This is a genomic window from Streptomyces sp. NPDC006259 (assembly GCF_042870975.1).
Taxonomy (GTDB): Bacteria; Actinomycetota; Actinomycetes; order Streptomycetales; family Streptomycetaceae; genus Streptomyces.
Map to the genome: position 1 here is coordinate 643,311 of NZ_JBIAHY010000004.1, position 17,269 is coordinate 660,579.

A 17,269-nucleotide genomic window follows, 5' to 3' on the forward strand; every position below is an offset into this window, starting at 1 on the left:
GTCTAAGGGCAGACTCTCCCTCCATCTCCCCCCAACACCCCCCGCCCTCCTACTCTCTTCTCCCCCCCCCTTCCTTCGCGTCTGCGCTCCCCCACCACCCCCCCCCCCCCACCACCGCCTTGTCCGCATACGTTCGTCCCGCTGCGAGCCGCCGGGCCAACGGCGGCTCCCCAGACGGGAGATCGGGGGTGCACACGTGCGCATCGGACTGCTTACGGAGGGTGGCTATCCGTATGTGAGCGGTGATGCGGGGCTCTGGTGCGACCGGCTCGTGCGCGGGCTCGGGCAGCACGAGTTCGACGTCTACGCGCTCAGCCGCAGTGAGGGGCAGGAGAGCGCCGGCCAGGTCGCGCTGCCGCCGCAGGTCAGCCGCGTGCGCACCGCGCCGCTGTGGACGGCCGAGGACGACGGGGTGGTGCACGGGCGGCGTGCGCGCCGGCGCTTCACCGAGCACTACGGCGCTTTGGTGTCCTCGTTGTGCGAGGGAGCGCCCGCCGATGCGGGCACGGGCCGGTCCGCCCCCCAGGCGGACCGTTTCGGCAACGCGCTGTACGGGCTGGCCGAACTCGCTCGCGACGAGGGCGGCCTGGTGGGAGCGCTCCGTTCGGAGCGCGCCGTGCGCGCCCTGGAGCGTGCCTGTCGTGCGCCCGGCGCACTGGGTGCGGCGCGTGAGGCGCGCGTACCCGATCTGCTCGCCGTCGCCGCGCATCTCGAACGCGCCCTGCGCCCCCTCTCGCTCGACTGGTACGAGGACGACGGGAGCGACGGGCTCGGCTCGGTCGACCTCTGCCACGCCGCCTCAGGAGGGACGGCGGCGCTCCCCGGCCTGCTGGCCCGGCACTTCTTCGGCGTGCCGCTGCTGGTGACGGAGTACGGGGTCCGGTTGCGGACGCACTACCTGGGGGCCGGTGGGGGCGCGACCGTCGCTGCCGGATCGGAGCCCGCCTCGGGCGCCGCTCGGGCCGCCGCTCCGCTACCGGAGGCCGCCCCGGCCGTACGGTCCCTGCTCGCCGCCTTCCACGGGCGGCTGGCCGCGGAGGTGTACCGCCGGGCGGAGTGCGTCACGCCCGGCAACGCGCACGCCCGCCGCTGGCAGGAGCGCTGCGGCGCCGACCGGGCCAAGCTGCGCACGGTCCACCCGGGCATGGACGCCTCCCGCTTCAGCCACGTCGGCGACTCCCCGGACGCCGCCGACCCGCGCACGCTGGTCTGGGTCGGCAGGGTGGAACCGGCCAAGGACCTGGTGTCCCTGCTGCACGCCTTCGCGGAGATCCGCAAGGAGGAGCCCGGGACCAGGTTGCGGATCTTCGGCACGGCGGCCGGAGCGGAGGGTGAGGCCTACCTCGGCCACTGCCGGATGCTCGCCGCGCAGCTCTTCCCCGACGAAGCGGCCGGGCCCCACTCCGTCGGCGACAATCCGGTGTCCTTCGAGGAGATCGGCGGCCCGGAGGTACCCGGACTCGACGAGGCGTACGCGGCGGGCGCCGTCGTCGTCCTGTCCAGTGTCGTCGAGGGCTTCCCGGTCGGCCTGGTCGAGGCGATGTTCTGCGGGCGCGCGACCGTGTCCACGGACGTCGGAGCGGTGGTCGAGGTCATCGGAGGCACCGGACTCGTCGTCCCGCCGCGCAACCCGCGAGCGCTCGCCGAGGCGTGCGTGGCCCTGCTGCGCGACCCGGGGCGCCGCGCACGCCTGGGCGCGGCCGCCCGCGCCCGCGCCCTCGAGCTGTTCACCGTCGAGCAGAACGTCACGGCGTTTCACGGCATCTACCTGGAGATCGTCTCCCGGAGCCCGGTTCGCCGGGTCGTCCTCGACGCGGCCGGCGAGCCCCGCCCCTTCGCGGTCCCGGCCGAGGCGTGGCTGCCCGGTCGGTGGACCGGGCTCGGCGGACGGGCCGCACCCCGGAACCCGTCCGGCTGGCCGGCGGGACCGCCGGTGCGGGGTATCGCGGCGGCGCGCGGTTCCGCCGCCGTACCGGGCACGTCGTCGCCCCACATCCCCGCCTCCGGCCCCACTCCCGTCGCCGCGACCGAGGGGGCCCGATGAGCGGCCTGGGCGAGCTGGACCACCCCGCGACACCGGCGAGTCCCGGCGCCTGGGACGAACGGTCGGGGAAGTGGCTCGGGAGCCAGAACACCTCTCCGGGCACCGACACGCCGTCCCCTTCCGGCGCTCCGGCGGCCACCCCGGCCGAACGTCCGGCGCAGGACTCCGGCGCACACTCCGGCGCGCAGGACTCCGGCGCACACGCCGGTCCGGGTGCCGCCCCCGTCGCTCCCCGGCGAGGCGGCGCCGTGGACCCGGTGAAGGCGCTGATGCACCGTCACCGCGAACTGTGCGAACGGGCGGTCGATCCCCTGGAGATCGCGGCGGGGCTGGAGGCCCACGGCGTCACCGACCGCACCGCCGCCAGTTTCCGGCACCGGGACGTCTTCTCCCTCGCGGAGGAGATGTACGCCCGCGTTCCCCGAGACGGCGACACACCCGCGCGCCCCGAGCCCGCTCCCGCGCCACGGGCCCGCCTGGACTGGGCGCTCCTCACCCTGCTGCCGGGCGCCCTGACCGCCGCGACCGTGGTCGGCCTGCGCCTCACCCACGGCCAGGCCCGTCTCCTCGCGGTCACCGCCGGCGTCCTGGCGGTGACCCTGGCTCTGCGCGCGGTCCTGCGCCGGGGCCCCCTGAGCCCTCGGGACGGCCGGAACCCGTCGATGCCGCGCGGCGGCCCGCACGCCGGCCGACACCGCACCGGCGGCTGGACCGGCTGGCTCCTCGCCTACGCGGCCCTCGGCGACGGCCTCCTGCGCGCCGCGGCCGACGGCGGACCCGACGGCCTGCCCACCGGAACCGCCGACGGCCCCTGGCCACTCGCGACGGCCCCCGTCCTCACCCTCGCGCTGGCCTGCGTGCCCGCCGCGTGGTGCGCCCACCTCCTCGTCGTACGTGCTGGGCGCAGGCTCGGCACCAGCCGAGGTCTGGACGAGTTCGCCGACTCCGTACGGCCACTGCTGCTCGGCACCTTCCTCCTGTTCCTGTGCTCCCTCGCGGTCCTCACCGGCGGTTGCGCCGCAGCCCTCGGCGAACCCGCCGCCTACCCGGCAACGCTCACCCTGGGCGCGCTGCTCCACCTCTCCCGCCTCCTCACCGTCCACGGATTCACCCATGCCCCGGCGGTCGTCCTCAGGGCCGCGGGGGCGGCCGAGGCGATCGCCCTGGCCCTGCTCCTCGCGGGCCGGCTGCCCGGCTGCGGCCTCCTGGCCGTACCCGTCGACACGCTCGTGGCCGCCTGGGGCCCCGCCGGAGTCCCCGTCCTCGCCTGCGGGACGGCGGCCCTGACCCTGCTGATCCATACGACCCGCACCCTCACCCGGGCCTCGGCCCACGCGCGAACGGACCAGCCGTGCTGACCCGGAGCCGTCCGCCCACCCCCGACCACCGCGCGCCGCGCCACCCCCACCGTGCACGGACCGCACGACGCACGCGCTCCTCCATCCATGCAGTCCCCCTAAGGAGAGACCAGATGACCACCTCCCGATCCGGAGCGACCGGAGCCCCCGGGACACCCGCGGTCGCAGGAGCCCGCGCGGTCACCGGAGCAGCCGCGACGTACACCCCGGGAGCGGCGCGATGAGGGTTCTGCTGACCGGAGCCAACGGTTACGTCGGCCGCTTCGTCGCCGACCGTCTCCTCGCCGACCCGGCGGTCCAGCTCACCGCGCTCGGCCGCGGCGACGACGCCGACGTCCGTTTCGACCTCGCGAGCGGCAGCCCCGGCGCCCTCACCCGCTTCCTCGACGCGGTCCACCCCCAGGTCGTCGTCAACTGCGCGGGCGCCACCCGCGGCGGAGCCCGGGACCTCACCCGGCACAACACCGTGGCCGTCGCCACCGTCTGCGAGGCACTGCGCCGCAGCGGCTGCGGCGCCCGTCTCGTGCACATCGGCTGCGGTGCCGAGTACGGCCCCAGCCAGCCCGGCTCCTCGACCGCCGAGGACGCCGTCCCGCGCCCCGGCGGCCCGTACGGCGTCAGCAAGCTCGCCGCCACCGAACTCGTCCTGGGCTCCGGCCTGGACGCTGTCGTGCTGCGGGTGTTCTCCCCGGCCGGGCCCGGCACCCCCGCGGGCTCCCCACTGGGCCGGCTCGCCGAGGCGATGCGCCGCGCGATGCAGTCCGGCGACGGGGAGCTGAAACTCGGCGGACTGGGCGTCCAGCGCGACTTCATCGACGTCCGTGACGTCGCCCGCGCCGTGCACGCCGCCTCGCTGTCCGCCGCGCAGGGCGTCATCAACATCGGCTCCGGCCGCGCCGTCCGTCTCCGGGACGCCGCCGCCGTCCTCGCGCGTGTGGCCGGATACGGCGGCAGCCTGCACGAGCTGGACGGTCCGCCCGGCGGCCACCTGAGGCCCACCATCGGCCACCCGCGCCCGGACTCCGACCACGCGGCGCCGGTCGCGTACCCGTACCCCGACGGGTGCGGCAGTTGGCAGCAGGCCGATGTCCGCACCGCCCGCGACCGGCTGGGATGGCGGCCGCGGATCAACCTCGAGGAGTCCCTCGCCGACATCTGGATGGAGGCGGCATGTCGTATCTGACCGGTACCCGAGCGGGCACCGCGAGCACCGACGTCCGCACCCGGTTCGGTGTCCCCGGCTTCGCGCACCCCCTCGTCGCGCCGGCCGAGTGGGGTGAACTCGCCCGTCCCGGAAGGCCCGTGCACTGGGTCGTCCTCGACGTCGCCGACGGACCCGGTGTCCGTCCCGACCCGCACTGCCTGGAGGCCGCGGGCCGGCTCCGCAAAGCGGGCGTCCGCGTCCTGGGCCGCCTCGACTCCGTCCACGGCGCGCGCGCCTCCGGCGAGGTGATCTCCGACGCCCACCGCTACCTCGACTGGTACCGGGTGGACGGCTTCCTCCTGGACCGCTGCCCGACGGAACGCGCCGAACTCCCCGAGGTCCGCCGGACCGTCGCCACCCTCCGCACGCTCCGTGACGCGCCCCACATCGTGCTCGGACACGGCACCCACCCGCATCCCGGATACGCGGAGAACGCCGACCAGCTCGTCACCTTCTCCGGCCCCTGGAGCGACTACCGCTGGTCGCAGGCGGCCGCATGGACCGCCGACCACCCGCCCGAGCGGTTCTGCCACTTCGTGCACGGCGTCCCCCGCGGCCACCTCGACGAAGCCCTGCGCATCGCACGCTGGCAGGGAGCGGCGACGATCTGGTTCACCGACCGTCACGACCGCGACGGTGCGATCGACCCCTGGGAGACCATGCCCGGCTACTGGGACGAGATCGTCTCGCGTGTCGGAACGGGTGTCTCGGAATGAAGAAGGCCGTGGCAGTGTTACGGGGAGAACAACTGTAGTGATTGACCGACCAACGGAGTCCCCGTGTCGCTGCCACCCCTGGTCGAGCCGGCTGCCGAGCTCACCGTAGACGAGGTCCGCAGGTACTCCCGCCACCTGATCATCCCCGACGTCGGGATGGACGGGCAGAAGCGGCTGAAGAACGCCAAGGTGCTGTGTGTGGGCGCCGGCGGCCTGGGCTCGCCGGCGCTGATGTACCTGGCCGCGGCGGGCGTGGGCACGCTCGGCATCGTGGAGTTCGACGAGGTCGACGAGTCGAACCTCCAGCGCCAGATCATCCACAGTCAGGCCGACATCGGCCGCTCCAAGGCCGCGTCCGCCCGCGACTCCGTCCTCGGCATCAACCCGTACGTGAACGTGATCCTCCACGAGGAGCGGCTCGAGGCCGACAACGTGATGGAGATCTTCAGCCAGTACGACCTGATCGTCGACGGCACGGACAACTTCGCGACCCGCTACCTGGTCAACGACGCCGCCGTGCTGCTGAACAAGCCGTACGTGTGGGGCTCGATCTACCGCTTCGACGGTCAGGCCTCCGTCTTCTGGGCGGAGCACGGTCCCTGCTACCGCTGCCTCTACCCGGAGCCCCCGCCCCCCGGCATGGTCCCCTCCTGCGCCGAGGGCGGCGTGCTGGGCGTGCTGTGCGCCTCCATCGGCTCCATCCAGGTCAACGAGGCCATCAAGCTCCTCGCGGGCATCGGCGAGCCGCTCGTCGGCCGCCTGATGATCTACGACGCGCTGGAGATGCAGTACCGCCAGGTCAAGGTCCGCAAGGACCCCGACTGCGCGGTCTGCGGCGAGAACCCGACCGTCACGGAACTCATCGACTACGAGGCCTTCTGCGGCGTCGTGTCCGAGGAGGCCCAGCAGGCGGCCGCCGGCGCGACGATCACTCCGAAGCAGCTCAAGGAGTGGATCGACGACGGCGAGAACATCGAGATCATCGACGTCCGCGAGCCGAACGAGTACGAGATCGTCTCCATCCCGGGCGCCAGGCTGATCCCGAAGAACGAGTTCCTGCTCGGCACCGCCCTGGAGGGACTGCCCCAGGACAAGAAGATCGTCCTGCACTGCAAGACGGGTGTCCGCAGTGCGGAAGTCCTCGCGGTGCTGAAGTCCGCGGGCTTCGCCGACGCCGTCCATGTCGGCGGCGGTGTGATCGGCTGGGTCAACCAGATCGAGCCGAGCAAGCCGGTCTACTGAGCCGACCCGCCTGCCCGACCGGCGGGGGCCGCGCGCACCACGAGTGCCCGCGGCCCCCGCCGTCGTCATGAGCAGACCTTGCCGTCCCTCGGCACCGTGCCGTCGAGCAGGTAGTCGTCCACCGCCGAGTCGACGCAGTCGCTCCCGCTGCCGTACGCCCCGTGACCCTCGCCCTTCCAGGTGAGGAGCACGCCCACGCCCTTGCCCAGCTCGTCCGCCATCCGCGGCGCGCCCTCGTAGGGCGTCGCCGGGTCGCCGGTGTTGCCGACCAGCAGGATGGGCGCGGCCCCGGCCGCGCTCACCTCCGGGCTGTCGAACTGCCCGGCCACCGGCCAGTCGTGACACCAGCCGGCCGTGTCCCAGGCCAGGAACGTGCCGAAAACGGGTGAGATCTTCTCGAACTCCGGCAGCAGCCTCTTCGTCTCCTCCACCGTGGGCCGCTGCTTGTCGTCCAGGCACGATATGACCCGCTGCGAGTGGGTCGTCGTGCCGTAATTCCCCTCGCTGTCCCGCTCGTTGTAGGCGTCGGCGAGCGAGAGCAACTCGGAGCCGTCGCCTTCCTGCGCCGACTCCAGGGCGCTGGTCAGGGTCGGCCAGCCCTCCTTGCTGTACAGCGGCAGGACGATCCCGGTGACCGCGAGTGTCTGGGTCAGCTTGCGCCCCGAGGACGTCGGCAGGGGGTCGGCGTCGATCCGCTTCAGCAGGTCGGCGATCTTCCGGCTGCCTTGAACGGGGCTCTGGCCGGTCGACTTCAGGTAGTTGTCGAGCGCCAGTTGGAAGCCCTTCGCCTGGTTCTTCGCGTGGCCCACCGCATCGGCGCTCGGGTCGACGACCGCGTCGAGGATCATCCGGCCCACGTTCTTCGGGAACAGGTGGGCGTACACGCCGCCGAGTTCGGTGCCGTAGGAGATACCGAAGTAGTGCAGCTTCGGGTCGCCGAGGACCTGGCGCATCAGGTCCATGTCGCGCGCGGTGTCGGTGGTCGAGACGTGCCCCATCAGCTGCCCGGCGTCCTTCTGGCAGCCCTTTCCGAAGTCGACGGCGTCGCGGAGGTAGGCCTGTTCCTCGGCCGTGGTGTCCGGTGTGGAGTCGACCGACTCGGCCGTCTGGATCTGCTTGTCGCCGCGACACCGCACGCCCTCGCTGGCGCCCACTCCGCGTGGGTCCCAGCTCACCAGGTCGTAGCGCTCGCGGAGGGAGGAGACGGTGGAGCCGTACGCCGGCATCGTCGACACTCCGGATCCGCCGGGGCCGCCGAAGTTGAACAGCAGGGAGCCGACGCGCTCGCTGCCGGTGCCGCGGGACCTGGCGCGGATCAGTGCGAGGTCGATCGTCCGGCCGTCCGGCTTCGACCAGTCCAGCGGTACCTTCAGCTTCGCGCACCGCCACTCGCCGCTCGGCGCCTCCGAGTCCGCGGTGGCCCCGCAGCGGCCCCAGTCGGGCTTCTGCCCCGTGAGCGAGGCGGGCAGGGGCACCGCACCCGCGTCCGGAGTGCCGGCGGAGGAGGCCGAAGGGCGCGCGTCGGCCGTACGTCCCTTGTCGTCGTCCCCTTCGTCCGACGAGCCGCTACAGCCCGTCATCAGCAGTGCGGCGGCGGCTCCCCAAGCCGTCCACCGTACGAATCGCGCCATGTGCGTCCCCCCTCGCGGGACCGTCCGCACCGGCGGCGGACGGCTGTCAGGCCATAGTAGGCGGATCCCAGCACACCCGTCGGAGGCTGTGGATAACCCTCTGACCTGCACTTTTATCGCCGCCTTGGGTGTCAGGAGCAGACGGTCCCGGAGGTCGGCACCTTCCCGTTCAGCAGGTAGCCGTCCACCGCCGCCCGCACACACCGGTTCCCGCTGTCGTACGCGCCGTGCCCCTGGCCCTCGTAGGTCAGCTCCACCCCGACGCCCTCGCCGAGGGCGGCCGCCATCTTCCGGGCGCCCTCGTACGGGGTCGCCGGATCGCCCGTGTTCCCCACGACGAGGATCGGCGCGGAGCCGGCCGCGCTCACGTCGGGATGATCGGCGGCGCCCGGCACGGCCCAGTCGGTGCAGCCGACCATGCCCCAGGCGAGGAACTCCCCGAACAGCGGGGAGGCCGCCCGGAACTCGGGGAGCCTCCGCTCCACCTGGGCGACGGAGTAACGCGGCTTGTCGTCGGCGCAGTTGACGGAGACGTTGGCGGCGGTGATGTTGCTGTACTCGCCGTTCTCGTTCCGGCCGTTCATCGAGTCGGACAGCAGCATGAGGATCCTGCCGTCACCGTCGTAGGCCTGGTCCAGGCCCTCGGTGAGGTACTCCCAGAAGTCCTTCGAGTACAGCGACTGCGCGATGCCGTTGGTCGCGGCGGTCTGCGTCAGCTCGCGTGGGAGGACGCCGGGGATCGGCTTGCCGTCCAGGGTCTTCAGCAGGTCGGCGATCCGGTCCTTGACGGACCGCGGAGTGTCCCCGACGGGGCAGTCCGGCGTCTTGGAGGCGCAGTCCTCGGCGTAGTTGTCGAGCGCGAGCTGGAAGCCCTTGGCCTGCCCCAGCGCGCTCCGCTCGGGGGTCAGCGTCGGGTCGACGACCGCGTCGAAGACGGCACGGCCCACGTTCCGGGGAAACAGATGGGCGTAGACGCCGCCGAGTTCGGTGCCGTAGGAGATGCCGAAGTAGTACAACTCGTCGTCGCCGAGCACCTGGCGCATCAGGTCCATGTCGCGGGCCGCGTCGGTGGTGCGCACATGGGGCAGTATCTTCTCCGACTTCTTCTCGCACGACGCGTTGAACTCCTTGGTGTTGTCCAGGAGGGTGCGGCGCTCGGCGGCGTCGTCGGGCGTCATGTCCTGCTGGAAGTAGGCGTCGAGCCGCTGGTCGTTCTCACAGCGCACACCCGCGCTGCGGCCCACCCCGCGCGGGTCGAAGCTCACCAGGTCGTAGCGGGTGCGCAGGGTGGCGTAGTCCTCGCCGAACGCGGGCAGGGTGGTGACCCCCGAGCCGCCGGGCCCGCCGAAGTTGAACAGCAGTGAACCGATCCGCCTGTTCTCGGGGCCGCTCGTCCGCGCCCGGATCAGTGCGACGCCGATCGTGTCACCGTCGGGCTCGCTCCAGTCCAGGGGCGCCCGCATGGTCGCGCACTGCCATTCGTCGCCGTCCGGCAGCGGTGACGGGGCGTTGCCGCCGCCTTCGGACTGGGCGGGTGCGGGGCAGTCCTTCCAGCGCAGCTTCTGCGCCGTCAGATCCTCGTCCCGGGAGTCCTCGCTGCACCCCGCCACCAGCGAGGACAACAGGACGGCGGCGGCGGTGAGCACCGCGGCGCGCGGGCGGGAGGGGTTCGGCATGATCCCATCCTGCGGTCGCGTCCAGCCCCGCGCGCGGGGCGCGGTCCGTACGAGGTACGGCCGTTCTCGCCCTGCTAGAGGGCGCCTTTGCGGGTGAGGTGGGTGAACGCCAGCCAGCCCGGCAGCACCGGCAGCCACAGCGTCAGCAGCCGGAACAGCAGCACCGAGGGAGCGGCGACCTCCTTGGGGAGGCCGACGGCGATCAGGCCGACCGTCAGGGTCGCCTCCACCGCGCCGACACCGCCCGGCGTCGGCGCGGCGGAACCGAGCGCGTTGCCGGCGAGGAAGACGACGGCGACGCTGGCGATGCTGATGGAGGTCGTCTCGTCGCCGAAGGCGCGGATCGAGGCGTCCAGGCACATCACGAAGCAGGCCGTCAGCAGCAGCATGCCGCCGATGCCGGTGACCAGCTTCTGCGGCCGCTGGAGCACGTCCAGCATGCGCGGCACGACCCCGGCGAACAGCGACCTCACGCGCGTGGCGACGAATTTGCGCAGGAACGGTACCGAGGTCACCACGAGGACCAGCACCGCCACGGTCAGCAGTCCCGCGATGACGGTCCGGGACGGCGACAGGGAGGGCGTCTTCTCGGTGCCGGTCAGATAGCCGAACGAGAGCAGCATCAGGATGTGGCAGCCCAGCCCGAACAGCTGCGAGGCGCCCACGCTCGCCACCGCGAGTCCCGGCCGCACCCCCGCGCGCTGGAGGAACCGTGTGTTGAGGGCCACCCCGCCGACCGCGGCCGGTGCGACGATCTTCACGAAGGACCCGGCGACCTGCGCGGCCACCGTCCGCGGGAACGGCACCCGCTCCGGCACGAACCCCAGAAGGCTCATGGCCGCCGCCACATAGCTCACCGCCGAGAACAGCACGGCCGCGGCGACCCAGCCCCACTCGGCGTTGGCGATCAGCGGACCGAACTCGATGTGGGTGAGCTGCGTCAGCAGGAAGTACGCGCCGATCGCGCCGGCGATGAAGCTGATCAGCGTGCGCGGCCGCACCCGCTCCAGGCGGGCGGGCTCCACCGGCGCCTGGGGCCGGATGAGCAGCACCTCGTGCCGGATCTGCGTGAGCAGGTCCTCCTCGCGGGCCTCGTCCAGCGCGTCGTCGATGGCCCTCTTCTCGGCCCGCGTCTCCGCGCGTACGGCCTTCTTCTCGGCCTTGTCGAGGGGAGACCCGGACTCGTGCCCGGCCGCCTCGTGGCGGGCCTGCTTGGCCTGCCGGGAGGCCTCCAGGACGGCGTCGCGCTCGCGCTGCGCGCGCTCCCGGGCGAGTCTGCGCAGCGTCGCGCGCGTGGAGCGGCTCAGCGCGATGGGCTGGAGCATCGGCAGGCAGTCGGCGACGGCGTCGGGACCGAGCACGCTCACCGCGCAGGCCACCGCGCGCTCGGCCCCCACCCGCAGGCCGAGCGTCACCAGCAGCTGCGAGGTGTCCATGCGCAGCAGCAGATCGCCGGCGGCGATCTCGCCGACCCGCATGTCGGTGAGGATCACCGTGCCGGAACGATCCACCAGGATCGCGTCGCCGACCAGCCTGCGGTGGGCGATGCGGCGGGACTGGAGGGCGCGCACCTGGTGCCAGGTGTCGTGCAGCAGTTCGTCGGTGATCTCCTCGTCCGCGAGCGAGTCCAGGGTGCGGCCGCCGGTGTGCTCGTAGACGAGCATGACGGCGTCGGGGCCCAGCTCGGAGGTGGCGATCAGTTTCGGCGCGTTGGCGCCGGCCGCGATCGCCGCGTAGGCCAGCAGCGCCTCCTGCTCCAGCGCCTGACGCAGCGACTGGAGGCTGCTGCGGGTGGCGAAGCCGCGCAGGGTCAGATTGCGCCACGCGCGGTAGAAGAAGCCCTGCGCCTGCTGCTCGCGGTCGACCACCGTGACGTCCAGCGGTGGACCGTCCTCCAATGTGACGAAGTAGCGCCGGCCGCGGTCCCCGGTCTCCGGGGTCTCCGTGACCTCCTCGCGCGCGGCGCTCACCGGGCGGAAACCGACGTGCCGCAGGCCCGCCATCAGGGTCCGTCCGGTGGGCCGGACGTTGGGGGAGCCGACCGCGTACAGGGTGCCGTAGGCGACGGTCCAGCCGATCAGCACCGTCAGGATGATCGAGAACGGTGTGGTGTAGCCGGTGACCAGCATCGAGAACGCGTCGAGCATCAGCACGATCCACAGCACCGCGCGCCAGCGGGGCCGTCGTGACATGCCGACGGCCGTCATGTAGGCGATGACGGGCGCCAGGTAGCCGTGGACGGGGTCGGTGAGGGCGTGGATGTCGCCCGGGGAGGGCTGGGTGAGCGCTTCCTGGATCGAGTCGGGGGCGGCCTTGGCCACCCACAGGTCGGTGGCGAGCGTCACGCCGTGTGCCAGGACCGCCGCGAGCACGCCGTCGGCGATCCGCAGCCCGTCCCGCTTGATGAGCCGTTCGATGGCGAACGCCACCGGCACGAGCAGGATCGCGATGCTGGACGCCAGTCCGGCGATCTTGATGAGGAGATCGGGTGCCTGCCCGGTGCCCTTGTTGATGTCCTGTTCCAGGCCCGAGGTCGTTCCGTGCGCAAAGGCGGCGATGCCGACCAGGACGACGACGGCGAGCACGCCGATCAGCAGGCGCATGAGGTCGGAGGGGCGGTGCACGCGCGCGGGGAGCAAGGGTTCGTCACCCTCGACCTCGTCGACGTGTGTCACCTCGACCAGGTCCTCGTCCTGTCCCGCCGGGCCGGCGGTGTTCGGGCGCGACCCGGCGTCAGCGGTGCCCTCCGCGTCCTCGGGATGCACACCCTGCTGGTTCATCGTCTCTTCTTGGTCTCGTATCACCGGTCACCGCCCGCACGATGGTGGCATGCCCCACCGACACACAGGGGCATCAGGGTGCAAACGCGGGGCGCACAGTCTGCCCGAAGCGCCGCCGTGGGGCGAGGGTCACACAGGGTCGCGGGCCCGTCGCATTGTCGGTGGCGTGGTGCAGGATGGGGCGGATGAGCGAGCAGAGCCTTCCGGACGCCGCCCGCCCGGAGTACACCGGCGACCCGCCGTCGGACCACGCCGACGCCGCGCTGCCGGAGTACGCCGAGCGCGTCCTCGAAGTCGCGGAGCTGATCCCGCGCGGGCGGGTCATGACGTACGGCGACGTGGCCGAGTGGCTCGAGGAGGGCGGGCCGCGGCAGGTCGGCCGGGTGATGGCGCTCTACGGCGGAGCCGTCCCCTGGTGGCGTGTCGTGCGCGCCGACGGAGTGCTCCTGCCAGGCCACGAACTGCGCGCTCTCGGCCACTACCGCGCCGAGGGCACGCCCCTGAAGGCCGCGAGCAGGGCCGCCGAGGGGCATCTGCCGCGCCTGGACATGAGACGGGCGAGATGGGACGGCGGCGAACGTGCGGAGGGTCACACCTGACAGCTTCCGCCATCGACCCGGCCCAGGGGGACCTTGTGGCCCGTACGAGGGAAAAGAGGCACGTCCGTGGCATGGCGTACGTTCGAGGGGCGGGGGGCCTGCGTGACGCGCGGGTCGCACGGGCCGTGAGGGAAGAAGCCGAAGCTTTCCTTCCGAGCCGTCCGGCCGCGTAGCGTCGGCCGCACGCTTCGCCCTCATCCCGGGACCACCGCCCGCCCAGGGCGGCCCCCGTCCCACCACGACCACCTCCCGACGGCGCCCGGCGCCGGACGTGACGATCTGCACACCCACCAGGACCGGCGAACCACGTGAGCTCCTCTTCCTCCACCAGGCGCCTGCCGCACCCCCAGGGGCGGCAGGGGAGCCGTGGCGCGTACCGACTGGTGCGTACCCGGCCGGTGCGGGTGGATCCCCCTCGTCTGGACGCCGCGCAGCGCTCCGTGGTTGACCACACCACCGGCCCCCTGCTCGTCCTGGCGGGCCCGGGCACCGGGAAGACCACCACGCTCGTCGAGTCGGTCGCGGCCCGGGTGGCGCGCGGCGGCGACCCGGCGCGCATCCTCGTACTGACGTTCAGCCGCAAGGCGGCCGTCGAGCTGCGCGACCGGATGGCGCTGCGCATGGGCGCCGCCCGCGCGCCCCGCGCCACCACCTTCCACTCGTACTGCTACGCCCTCGTCCGCGCCGAGCAGGACAGCGACCTGTTCGCCGAGCCGCTGCGGCTGCTCTCCGGCCCCGAACAGGACGTGGCCGTCCGTGAACTGCTCGCCGGCCAGGTGGAACTCCAGCGGCACGGCCTCGCGCACGTGCGCTGGCCGGACGACCTCCGTGCCTGCCTCACCACGCGCGGATTCGCCGACGAGGTCCGCGCGGTGCTCGCCCGCAGCCGTGAACTGGGTCTCGGTCCGGACGCCCTGGACGCCTTCGCCGGCCGCATCGGACGCCCCGACTGGAGGGCCGCTGCCTCCTTCCTCGCCGAGTACCTCGACGTCCTCGACCTGCACGGCGTGATCGACTACGCGGAACTCGTCCACCGCGCCGTGCTGCTCGCCCACCGCCCCGAGATCGCCCAGCGGCTCGCCGGGCAGTACGACGCCGTCTACGTCGACGAGTACCAGGACACCGACCCCGCCCAGGTACGACTCCTGCAGGCCCTGGCGGGCGGCGGCCGCACCCTGGTCGCCCTCGGCGATCCGGACCAGTCGATCTACGCCTTCCGGGGCGCCGACGTGAACGGCATCCTGGAGTTCCCGCACGCCTTCCCGCGCCGCGACGGGCGTCCGGCCCCCGTCGAGGTCCTGCGCACCTCCCGCCGCTCCGGCGCGGCCGTGCTGGCCGCCACCCGGCTCGTGACCCAGCGCATGCCCCTGACCCGGCTCCCGGCGGAGAAGGTCCGCGCCCACCGCGACCTCGCCCCCGCGCGCGAGGGCGGCCGCGTCGAGGTCCTCACCTACCCGACGTCCGGCACCGAACTGGACAACATCGCCGACATCCTGCGCAGGGCACACCTGGAGGACGGCGTGCCCTGGGAGGAGATGGCCGTCCTGGTGCGGGCGGGTTCCCGCACGATCCCCACGGTCCGCCGTGCCCTCACGGCCGCGGGCGTCCCCCTCCACATCGACGGCGACGACCTGCCCCTGCGCCACGAGCCCGCGGTGGCTCCCCTGCTGACGGCCCTGCGCGCGGTGGCCGCGGCGGAGACGGCCTCGGGCACCGCACGGCCCCCCATGGGCGCCGATCGGCCGCAAGAGGGCGGCCCGCCGGACGAGGGCGAAGCCGGGGCCGTCGACGCGGAGGCGGAGCGCGCCTGCTGGCTGGACACCGAGACCGCCCTCACCCTGCTCGCCTCGCCCCTCGCGAGCATGGACGCCGCCGATCTGCGCCGCCTCGGACGTGCCCTGCGGGACGAGGAGCGGGCCGCGGGCAACCCCCTGCCGCCGCCGTCGGACGAACTGCTCGCACGGGCCCTCGCCGAGCCGGAGCGCCTGGCCGTGCACGACCCCGTGTACGCGCGCGGCGCCCAGCGCCTGGGCGCCCTGCTGAGGAAGGCACGCGAGCGTCTCGCGGGCGGCGGCACGGCCGAGGAGGCGCTGTGGGACCTGTGGGAGGGCACGCCCTGGCCCACGCGCCTGGAGCGGTCCGCCCGCCGCGGCGGCGCGGCGGGCCGCAACGCCGACCGGGACCTGGACGCCGTGTGCGCGCTGTTCGCCACCGCCGCGCGCGCGGAGGAGCGCACCGGCGGGCGCGGCGCGCTGAACTTCCTGGCGGAGATCGAGGCCGAGGACATCGCCGCGGACACCCTCACCCGGCGCGCCGCCCGCCCCGACGCCGTACGCCTGATGACCGCGCACCGCGCCAAAGGGCTGGAGTGGAGCCTGGTCGTCGTCGCGGGCGTACAGGAGGGACTGTGGCCGGACCTGCGCCGCCGCGGCTCGCTGCTGGAGGCGGACCGCATCGGCCGGGACGGACTCGCCGAACCGCTCACTCCCGGCGCCCTGCTCGCGGAGGAGCGCCGCCTGTTCTACGTGGCCGCCACGCGCGCGCGTGACCGGCTCGTCGTCACGGCGGTCAAGGCGCCCGCGGACGACGGAGACCAGCCCTCCCGCTTCCTCACCGAACTCGGCGTCGAGCCCAAGGACGTCACGGGCCGCCCGCGCCGCCCCCTGTCGGTCGCCGCGCTGGTCGCCGAACTGCGCGCCACCACCGTCGACCCGCGGGTCTCGGAACCGCTCCGGGAAGCCGCGGCCCACCGCCTCGCCCGCCTGGCCGGCCTGGCCGACGAGGACGGCCGGCCCCTGGTGCCGTCGGCGCACCCGTACCGCTGGTGGGGCATGTTCGAGCCCACCGAGAGCAAGGTGCCGCTGCGCGACCGGGACCGGCCCGTCGTGCTCTCCGGCAGCGCCCTCGACCAGCTCGCCAACACCTGCGCCCTCCAGTGGTTCCTGGGCCGCGAGGTGAAGGCCGACGCCCCCGCCACGGCCGCCCAGGGCTTCGGCAACGTGGTGCACGTCCTCGCCGACGAGGTCGCCTCCGGACACACCCCGGCCGACCTCGCCGTCCTGACGGAGCGCCTGGACTCCGTGTGGAACGCGCTCGCCTTCGACGCGCCCTGGAAGTCGGCGCAGGAGAAGGAGCACGCGCGCGTGGCACTCGAACGGTTCCTCAAGTGGCACGTCATGGACCGCACCGGCCGCACGCCCGTCGCCAGCGAGCACGACTTCGACGTCACCCTGGAAGCGGGCGAGTACGAGGTCCGCATCCGCGGCCAGATGGACCGCGTCGAGGCCGACGGCGACGGCCGGGCCTACGTCGTCGACTTCAAGACCGGCAAACAGGCGCCCACCGCGCGCGAGGTGGAACGTCACCCGCAGCTCGCCGTGTACCAGCTCGCCGTCCGCGAGGGCGCCGTCGACGAGGTCTTCGACGGCGTCCGCCCCGAACCGGGCGGCGCCGAACTGGTGCAGCTGCGCCAGGGCGCCGCCAAGCGGGACGGCGGCGAGAGCCTGCCCAAGGTCCAGGCGCAGGAGCCGCTGGAGGGCGAGTGGGTCGGCGAACTGCTGGCCACCGCGGCCGGCAAGGTCCTGGACGAACGGTTCACGCCCACCACCGGCCAGCACTGCACGCACTGCGCCTTCCGCGCCTCGTGCAGCGCCCGGCCCGAGGGACGCCACGTGGTGGAGTGAGTCCACCGGCGTGATGCGGGGGTCCGCGCGGGCGGGTGCGGCGCCCGGTGCGAACCGGCGGGTGCGGCACGGGCTGTGAGCGGGCGGTGTGACCGCGGGGTTGTGAACGGGCCGCTGGTGCGACCGCGGGGTGGTGACGGGGCTGGTGCGACCGCCGGGCTGTGTGCGGGCCGCTGGTGCGACCGCGGGGCTGTGTGCGGGCCGCTGGTGCGACCGCGGGGTGGAAGTGGGCCGCTGGTGCGACCGCAGGGCGGTGACCGGGCCTGTGAGACGCGCCGGGCCGTGTACGGGCGCCGGTGCGACCGCCGGGCTGTGAGTGCGTGGGGTGAGTCGGCG

The 17,269-nt window shown here is 73.5% G+C and carries 10 protein-coding genes; 7 read left to right on the forward strand and 3 right to left on the reverse strand.

The features are described from left to right. Nucleotides 1-196 precede the first annotated feature (196 nt). From ACFYO5_RS19535 to moeZ, 5 genes are all read left to right on the forward strand, one after another. Nucleotides 197-2,044 carry a DUF3492 domain-containing protein gene (locus ACFYO5_RS19535; RefSeq protein WP_388710050.1) on the forward strand — a complete coding sequence of 616 codons (1,848 nt, stop codon included), beginning with the start codon at nt 197-199 and terminating at the stop codon, nt 2,042-2,044. After that, complete coding sequence (locus ACFYO5_RS19540; protein WP_388710052.1) at nt 2,041-3,402, forward strand: hypothetical protein; 1,362 nt, start codon at nt 2,041-2,043, stop codon at nt 3,400-3,402. The genes ACFYO5_RS19535 and ACFYO5_RS19540 overlap by 4 nt, the downstream gene beginning before the upstream one ends. Nucleotides 3,403-3,622: 220 nt before the next feature. Then, nucleotides 3,623-4,585: an NAD-dependent epimerase/dehydratase family protein gene (locus ACFYO5_RS19545; RefSeq protein ID WP_356566258.1), complete on the forward strand. Its 963-nt coding sequence runs from the start codon at nt 3,623-3,625 to the stop codon at nt 4,583-4,585. Next, a complete protein-coding gene (locus ACFYO5_RS19550) occupies nt 4,573-5,322 on the forward strand; it encodes a spherulation-specific family 4 protein (RefSeq protein ID WP_388710055.1) in 750 nt (249 codons plus the stop codon). Before ACFYO5_RS19545 ends, ACFYO5_RS19550 begins: the two co-directional genes overlap by 13 nt. 63 nt (nt 5,323-5,385) lie before the next feature. Continuing rightward, nucleotides 5,386-6,564: an adenylyltransferase/sulfurtransferase MoeZ gene (gene moeZ, locus ACFYO5_RS19555; protein WP_356566262.1), complete on the forward strand. Its 1,179-nt coding sequence runs from the start codon at nt 5,386-5,388 to the stop codon at nt 6,562-6,564. A gap of 65 nt (nt 6,565-6,629) precedes the next feature. Here moeZ and ACFYO5_RS19560 read toward each other — a convergent pair whose 3' ends face one another. From ACFYO5_RS19560 to ACFYO5_RS19570, 3 genes are all read right to left on the reverse strand, one after another. Continuing rightward, nucleotides 6,630-8,195: an alpha/beta hydrolase gene (locus ACFYO5_RS19560; protein WP_388710058.1), complete on the reverse strand. Its 1,566-nt coding sequence runs from the start codon at nt 8,193-8,195 to the stop codon at nt 6,630-6,632. 131 nt (nt 8,196-8,326) lie between these two features. After that, nucleotides 8,327-9,871: an alpha/beta hydrolase gene (locus tag ACFYO5_RS19565; RefSeq protein ID WP_388710060.1), complete on the reverse strand. Its 1,545-nt coding sequence runs from the start codon at nt 9,869-9,871 to the stop codon at nt 8,327-8,329. Between the two features lie 74 nt (nt 9,872-9,945). Continuing rightward, complete coding sequence (locus ACFYO5_RS19570) at nt 9,946-12,651, reverse strand: lysylphosphatidylglycerol synthase domain-containing protein (protein WP_388710062.1); 2,706 nt, start codon at nt 12,649-12,651, stop codon at nt 9,946-9,948. Between the two features lie 185 nt (nt 12,652-12,836). On the opposite strand from ACFYO5_RS19570, the gene ACFYO5_RS19575 reads away from it, so the two are divergent. Next, nucleotides 12,837-13,250 (forward strand): MGMT family protein, encoded by a 414-nt coding sequence (locus ACFYO5_RS19575; protein ID WP_388710064.1) that lies wholly within the window; start codon nt 12,837-12,839, stop codon nt 13,248-13,250. A 308-nt stretch (nt 13,251-13,558) separates the two neighbouring features. After that, the gene (locus tag ACFYO5_RS19580; protein WP_388710066.1) at nt 13,559-16,933 is read left to right on the forward strand and encodes an ATP-dependent helicase; all 3,375 of its coding nucleotides are present in this window, start codon (nt 13,559-13,561) and stop codon (nt 16,931-16,933) included. The last annotated feature ends 336 nt before the right edge of the window (nt 16,934-17,269 follow it).

Coding starts and splice junctions, on each gene's coding strand:
- ACFYO5_RS19540 (WP_388710052.1), top strand. CDS start 2,041: ATGAGCGGCCTGGGCGAGCTGGACCACCCCGCGACACCGGCGAGTCCC.
- ACFYO5_RS19545 (WP_356566258.1), top strand. CDS start 3,623: ATGAGGGTTCTGCTGACCGGAGCCAACGGTTACGTCGGCCGCTTCGTC.
- ACFYO5_RS19550 (WP_388710055.1), top strand. CDS start 4,573: ATGTCGTATCTGACCGGTACCCGAGCGGGCACCGCGAGCACCGACGTC.
- ACFYO5_RS19560 (WP_388710058.1), bottom strand. CDS start 8,195: ATGGCGCGATTCGTACGGTGGACGGCTTGGGGAGCCGCCGCCGCACTG.
- ACFYO5_RS19565 (WP_388710060.1), bottom strand. CDS start 9,871: ATGCCGAACCCCTCCCGCCCGCGCGCCGCGGTGCTCACCGCCGCCGCC.
- ACFYO5_RS19570 (WP_388710062.1), bottom strand. CDS start 12,651: ATGAACCAGCAGGGTGTGCATCCCGAGGACGCGGAGGGCACCGCTGAC.
- ACFYO5_RS19575 (WP_388710064.1), top strand. CDS start 12,837: ATGAGCGAGCAGAGCCTTCCGGACGCCGCCCGCCCGGAGTACACCGGC.